Consider the following 6,639-nt stretch of genomic DNA (forward strand, 5'->3'; position numbering starts at 1 on the left):
AGCGGGCTCGGCAGCCGGGGCGGGGGCCTCGGCCGGGGGCGCCCTCGCCGTCGTCGATGACGGCCAGCTCGGGCGCCGACCTCGACCGTCTCGTCCTCGGCCACCTTGATGGACGTCAGCACACCGGCGCTGGGCGCCGGGATCTCGGTGTCGACCTTGTCGGTCGAGACCTCGAGCAACGGCTCGTCGGCCTCGACTCGCTCACCTTCGGCCTTGAGCCAACGGGTGACGGTGCCCTCGGTCACGCTCTCGCCGAGCGCCGGCAGGGTTACGGAAACCGCCATGGTTTTCGGTTGCTCCTTAACGATCTTTGCGGATTGTTCGCGCTCGGGATGATTAGTCGTGCGAGTGCAGCGGCTTGCCGGCAAGCGCCAGGTGGGCCTCGCCGAGCGCCTCGTTCTGGGTGGGGTGGGCGTGGACGAGCTGCGCGACCTCGGCCGGCAGCGCCTCCCAGTTGTAGATCAGCTGGGCTTCGCCGACCTGCTCACCCATGCGGTCACCGACCATGTGGACGCCGACGACAGCACCGTCGCGGACCTGGACGAGCTTGATCTCGCCCGTGGTCTTCAGGATCTTGCTCTTGCCGTTGCCCGCGAGGTTGTACTTCAGGGCGACGACCTTGTCCGCACCGTACAGCTCCTTGGCCTTGGCCTCGGTGATGCCGACGGAGGCGACCTCGGGGTGGCAGTACGTCACCCGGGGCACGCCGTCGTAGTCGATCGGAACGGGGTTCTGGCCGGCCAGCCGCTCGGCCACGAGCATGCCCTCGGCGAAGCCGACGTGGGCGAGCTGGAGCGTCGGGACCAGGTCTCCGACGGCCGAGATGGTCGGCACGTTGGTCTGCATGTACTCGTCGGCCAGGACGAAGCCGCGGTCCATGGCGACCCCGGCCTCCTCGTAGCCCAGGCCCTGCGAGACCGGGCCGCGGCCGACGGCCACCAGCAGCACCTCGGCCTCGAAGGTCTTGCCGTTCTCCAGCGAGACCTTGACGCCGTCGTCGGTGTACTCGACGCCCGAGAAGCGCGAGCCCAGGGAGAAGTTGATGCCGCGCTTGCGGAAGGCGCGCTCCAGCAGCTTGGAGCTGTTCTCGTCCTCGACCGGGACGAGGTGGGGAAGCGCCTCGACGATGGTGACGTCGGCCCCGAAGGACTTCCACGCGGAGGCGAACTCGACGCCGATGACGCCGCCGCCCAGCACGATCGCGGACTTCGGAACCCGGTCCAGGACCAGCGCGTGGTCCGAGGAGATGACGCGGTTGCCGTCGATCTCCAGGCCGGGGAGGGACTTAGGCACCGAACCGGTGGCGAGCAGGATGTGGCGGCCGGTGTAGCGCTCGCCGTTCACATCGACGGAGGTGGGCGACGACAGCCGGCCCTCGCCCGTCACATAGGTGACCTTGCGGGACGCGATCAGACCCTGGAGACCCTTGTACAGGCCCGTGACCACGCCGTCCTTGTACTTGTGCACACCTTCGATGTCGATGCCCTCGAAGGTGGTCTTCACGCCGAATTCCGAGCCCTCACGAGCCTGGTCGGCGAGCTCACCGGCGTGCAGCAGGGCCTTCGTCGGGATGCAGCCGCGGTGCAGACAGGTGCCGCCCAGCTTGTCCTTCTCGATCAGGGCGACGTCCAGACCCAGCTGCGCTCCGCGCAGGGCAGCGGCGTAACCACCGCTACCGCCTCCGAGGATCACTAGGTCGAAAACGGTGCTGGCGTCGTTCGCCACGTCACGTCCTCCATGCATGGGTGCGCCGGGCCGACCGTGGGTGGCCGGGCGGCGGCGGTTGTTCGGCCGCTTCTTGCTCGCAGCCCTGGTGTGGGGGCCCTGTCCTGCCGGGCAACATCTTCGCACTTGTTGACGGGAGGCGGGACGCGGGGCCGCTGTGTGGGATATCTCTGGACTCGGGTCCAGGGGTTACTCGGCAGTACCCGGTAAGGGGTTTCCCCGTCAGCCTAGGTCCCCGTCGGCGGTGCGCTCCGCCAGCCGCACCAGGGTGCGGACCGCGGAGCCCGTACCGCCCTTGGGGGTGTAGCCGAACGGACCGGACTCGTTGAAGGCCGGACCCGCGATGTCCAGGTGGCCCCAGGCGATGCCGTCCTCGACGAACTCCTTCAGGAAGATACCGGCCACCAGACCGCCACCCATGCGCTCGCCCATGTTCGCCAGATCGGCGACCGGGGACTCGATGCTCTTGCGAAGATCGGCCGGCAGCGGCATCGGCCAGGACGCCTCGCCCGCCTCGTCCGCGATCTCGTGCAGCGCGGTGCGGAACGCGTCGTCGTTCGACATGATCCCGAACGTACGGTTGCCCAGCGCCAGGACCATCGCCCCGGTCAGCGTCGCCACGTCCACGATCGCGTCCGGCTTCTCCTCGCACGCGCGGGTGAGCGCGTCCGCGAGTACGAGCCGGCCCTCGGCGTCCGTGTTCAGCACCTCGACGGTCTTGCCGCTGTACATCGACAGCACATCGCCGGGGCGGGTCGCCGAACCCGACGGCATGTTCTCGGCCAGCGCCAGCCAGCCGGTGATGTTGACCCGCAGCCCCAGCTTGGCGGCCGCCACCACCGTGGCGAACACCGCGGCCGCGCCGCTCATGTCGCACTTCATGGTCTCGTTGTGACCGGCCGGCTTCAGCGAGATGCCGCCCGAGTCGTAGGTGATGCCCTTGCCGACCAGCGCGAGCGTCTTCTCCGCCTTGGGGTGGGTGTACGCGATCCGCACCAGCCGCGGCGGGGCGTCCGAGCCCTGGCCCACGCCCAGGATGCCGCCGTAGCCGCCCTTGGCGAGGGCCTTCTCGTCCAGCACCTCCGTCTTCAGACCGTGCTCCTTGGCCGCGGTCACGGCGGCCGCCGCGAACGTGGCCGGGTCGAGCACGTTGGAGGGGGTGTTGATCAGGTCGCGGGCCCGGTTGACCTCGGCGACCAGCGCCGTGGCGCGCTCGGCCGCCGCCTTGAACGCCTTGTCGCGCGGCTTGCCGCCGAGCAGGGCCACCTCGGCGAGCGGACCGTTGTTCTTCTTGTCCTTGTCGCCCTTGGAGTCCTTGGAGTCCTTGCCGCTCTTCGCGCCGTTGCCGTTGCTGTTGCCCTTGTCGTACGCGTACGCACCGAGCAGCGCGCCCTCGGCGACCGCGGCGGCGTCCCCCGCGTCCTCGACCGGCAGCGCGAACGCGCCCTTCTTCGACCCCGCCAGCGCCCGGGCGGCCGCGCCCGCGGCACGGCGCAGCGCCTCGGCGTCGAAGCCGTCGCCCTTCGCCGGGGCCTCGCCCAGGCCGACCGCCAGCACGACCGGGGCCTTGAGCCCGGACGCGGCGGGCAGCTTGGTCACCTCACCCTCGGCGCCCGTGGCGCCGAGCGTCTCCAGAACGGTGGCGAGCTTCCCGCCGAACGCCTTGTCCACGGCCTCGGCGCCCGGGGCGATGACGGGACCCTTGGGCCCCTTCGCCACGCCGACGACGACGGCATCCGCGCGCAGCGACGCGGCGGAGGAGGTGCTGAGAGTCAGTGCAGTCACAGTGGTCGGGTCCCTCTTCCGGTTCCGGTGGTTCCGGCCGACGGCTTGGGTGTGGTCGGCCGTGCGGCCCAGCTTATTCCGAGGCGCGGTGCGCCTTCCGAGCCCATGATCCGTGACCGGGACCCAAGTGTGTCCCCTGCCCTCAGCCGAAGGTGATCACCAGCAGCGTCGCCGTGGCGGCGGTCTCCGCGAGGGCGCCGAAAACGTCCCCCGTCACCCCGTCGAAGCGGCGCACACAGTGGCGCGACAGCAGATCGGCGGCCGCGAGCCCGGCCAGCGCCGCGAGCCCGTACATGGGCATGGCGTACACGTCGACCAGCGCGCCCGCGCCCGCGCAGGCGACGACGGCCAGCGCGGCAGCGCCGACCGCCGACCGCGGCGGCACCACCCCGGCGACCGCGGCGCCCAGCCCCTCCGGCCGGGCCGCGGGCATCCCCTGGCGGGCCGCGAGCGTCAGGGCGCACCGGGCGACGAGCCCCGCCGCGGCGGCGGCCACCGCGCCGCGCGTCCAGCTCTCCCCGTACAGCTCGGCCAGCGCCGCGACCTGCGCAAGCAGCACGAACAGCAGGGTGATGACGCCGAACGGGCCGATGTCCGACCGCTTCATGATCCGCAGCGCCTCGTCCGCGAGCTTGCCGCTGCCGAGGCCGTCCGCGGTGTCCGCGAGGCCGTCGAGGTGGAGGCCGCGGGTCAGTACGGCGGGTACGGCGGCGGAGGCGACCGCCGCGAGCAGCGGCCCGGCGCCCAGGAACAGCAGCACACCGCCCACCGCGGCCGCGCACAGCCCGACCGTCAGCCCGACCGGCAGGGCGCACAGCATGCCCACGCGCGCCGCCTCACGATCCCAGCGCGCCACCCGTACGGGCAGCGCCGTGAGCGTGCCGAAGGCGAAGCGGAGGCCGTCGTCCAGGGAGGCGCGCGGGGGGTGCGCCGGACGCGGCGGTATTTCCGGACCGGGGTCCGGCGGTATCTCCGGGTCCGGGTCCGGCTGGCGGTCGGGGGACTGCTCCGGCGTGGTGTCCATCGCGCCGCAGGGTATCGCGCGACCCTGACGGGCCATGGGCCATTGGTGGGAACGCAACATCGTGGAGCCCGGCAAGCTGCCGCTGCTCCTCGCGCTGGCCTCGTTCATCCTCTCGTTCGTGATCACGCGCACCATCACCCGGCTGATCAAGGCGGGCAAGGGCCCGTTCCGCGACGTCACCCCCGGCGGGGTGCACGTCCACCATGTGGTGCCCGGCGTGATCCTCACCGTCATCGGCGGCTTCGGCGCGGTCGGCAGCGGACGGCACGGGGTGGGCGCGGCGGTCTCGGCGGTGCTCTTCGGGGTGGGCGCCGGGCTGGTGCTGGACGAGTTCGCGCTGATCCTCCACCTGCACGACGTCTACTGGACCGAGCAGGGCCGACAGAGCGTCGAGGTCGTCGTGGTCACCGCGGCCCTGGTCGCCCTGGTGCTCAGCGGCTTCCTGCCGTTCGGGGTGAACGAGGTGTCGGCCGCCGAACGCAGCGACCGCGGGGCAGTGGTCGTTGAGGTCTCCCTCAACTTCGCCTTCGCCCTGCTCGCCCTCGTCAAGGGCAAGCTGCGGATCGCGGTGATCGGGGTGCTGGTGCCGCTGGTGGCGATCGTCGGCGCGGCACGGCTGGCGCGCCCCGGATCGCCGTGGGCCCGCCACGTCTACCGCCACCGCCCCCGGACCCGGGCCCGCGCGCGCCGCCGGGCCGCCCGCCACGACGCGCGCTGGGACGGGGTACGGCGGCGGCTCCAGGACTGGATCGGCGGCTTCTCCGAACCCTCCTGAGGTCCCGTCAGGCGTCCTCTGGTTCCTCGGCCTGTGCCCGCTCGGGGAGTTCCCCCGCGAGCGCCGCGGCCGCCTGGACCAGCGGCAGCGCCAGCAGCGCCCCCGCGCCCTCGCCCACCGTGACGCCGTGGTCGAGCAGCGGGGTGAGCGCGATCCGGTCGAGCGCCTTCTCCTGCGCCGGTTCGCCGCTGGCCTGGCCCGCCAGCCACCAGTCCGGTGCCCGGAACGCCACCCGCTGCGCGACCAGGGCGCACGCCGCCGAGACGACGCCGTCCAGGATCACGGGGGTGCGGCGCACCGCGCTCTGGAGCAGGAACCCGGTGATCGCGGTGAGATCCGCGCCGCCGACCGTGGCCAGCAGCTGGAGCTGGTCCCCGAGGACCGGGCGGGCCCGGCGCAGCCCGTCGCGGATCGCCGCGCACTTGCGCATCCACGCCAGATCGTCGATCCCGGCCCCGCCGCGCCCGGTCACCACGGACGCGTCCGTGCCGCACAGCGCGGCGGTCAGCGTCGCCGCGGCGGTGGTGCCGCCGACGCTGAGGTCGCCGAGCACCACCAGGTCCGTCCCCGCGTCGGCCTCCTCGTCGGCGACGGCCATGCCGGTACGGAACGCCTGCTCGGCCTCCTCGGCCGTCAGCGCGTCCTCGATGTCCAGCCGCCCCGAACCGCGGCGCACCCGGTGCCGGGTGACCTCGCCGGGCAGCTCGTCGGGGTCGCAGTCCAGCGCCATGTCCACGACGCGGACGGGCACCCCGAAGCGGCGGGCGAGCACGGCGACGCTGCTCTCGCCGTCGATCACGGCGCGGACGAGGTGATGGGCGCTGCCGGCGGGGCGGGCGGACACATTGAGCTCCGCGACGCCGTGGTCGCCCGCGAACAGCACCACCCGGGGCCGCTCGACGGGCTTCACCGGCACCTGCTGCTGAGCGGCGGCCAGCCACTCACCCAGCTCGTCCAGCCGCCCGAGCGCGCCGGGCGGCGGCACCAGCCGCTCCCGCCGCTCCTCGGCGTCACGTCGTATGCCCCCGTCGGGGCGCTCGATCAGGTCGACGAAGTCATCGAGATTCAGGCCGCTGCTCACGCCCAGAACCCTACCGGCCCCCCACCCCAGGCCCGCGCCCCGCGGTGGAGTTGCCCCGCCCGGCGCTTGGGCCGAGCGCTCTCTCCCCTACCCCGCCCCTCCCCGAAACCGGTGGACACCCCCGGCCCCCCGGCGGCGCCGCCACACACCTGCGGCCGGGTGGGGCCCGCCCCTCGGGGGAGGGGCGGGGACGCCCTACGTCCAGCCGTTCAAGGCGATTGGGCCCGCGGCACCGGGCGCGTCCGGGCG

5 protein-coding genes and 1 pseudogene are annotated in these 6,639 nt (G+C 73.0%); 1 reads left to right on the forward strand and 5 read right to left on the reverse strand.

All coding sequences use genetic code 11. The annotated features are described in order from the left end of the window. The 4 genes and pseudogenes from SSOG_RS32820 to SSOG_RS32835 form a co-directional block, all read right to left on the reverse strand. A pseudogene (locus SSOG_RS32820) lies at positions 1–284 on the reverse strand (biotin/lipoyl-containing protein); the annotation flags it as partial. A 52-nt stretch (positions 285–336) separates the two neighbouring features. After that, on the reverse strand, positions 337–1,725 hold the full coding sequence (gene lpdA / locus SSOG_RS32825; protein ID WP_039939247.1) for a dihydrolipoyl dehydrogenase: 1,389 nt from the start codon (positions 1,723–1,725) through the stop codon (positions 337–339). A gap of 222 nt (positions 1,726–1,947) precedes the next feature. Next, positions 1,948–3,510: a leucyl aminopeptidase gene (locus SSOG_RS32830; protein ID WP_009718567.1), complete on the reverse strand. Its 1,563-nt coding sequence runs from the start codon at positions 3,508–3,510 to the stop codon at positions 1,948–1,950. A gap of 142 nt (positions 3,511–3,652) precedes the next feature. Continuing rightward, entirely contained in the window at positions 3,653–4,534 is an 882-nt protein-coding gene (locus SSOG_RS32835) for an adenosylcobinamide-GDP ribazoletransferase (RefSeq protein WP_106516496.1), read from the reverse strand. 34 nt (positions 4,535–4,568) lie between these two features. Here SSOG_RS32835 and SSOG_RS32840 point away from each other — a divergent pair, with 34 nt between their 5' ends. Then, positions 4,569–5,309, forward strand: coding sequence for a hypothetical protein (locus SSOG_RS32840; protein ID WP_009718568.1), 741 nt, complete (start codon positions 4,569–4,571; stop codon positions 5,307–5,309). Positions 5,310–5,316: 7 nt separating this feature from the next. Here SSOG_RS32840 and cobT read toward each other — a convergent pair whose 3' ends face one another. Beyond that, complete coding sequence (cobT, locus tag SSOG_RS32845; protein ID WP_039942099.1) at positions 5,317–6,378, reverse strand: nicotinate-nucleotide--dimethylbenzimidazole phosphoribosyltransferase; 1,062 nt, start codon at positions 6,376–6,378, stop codon at positions 5,317–5,319. Positions 6,379–6,639: the final 261 nt, after the last annotated feature.

The organism is Streptomyces himastatinicus ATCC 53653, assembly GCF_000158915.1.
GTDB lineage: Bacteria > Actinomycetota > Actinomycetes > Streptomycetales > Streptomycetaceae > Streptomyces > Streptomyces himastatinicus.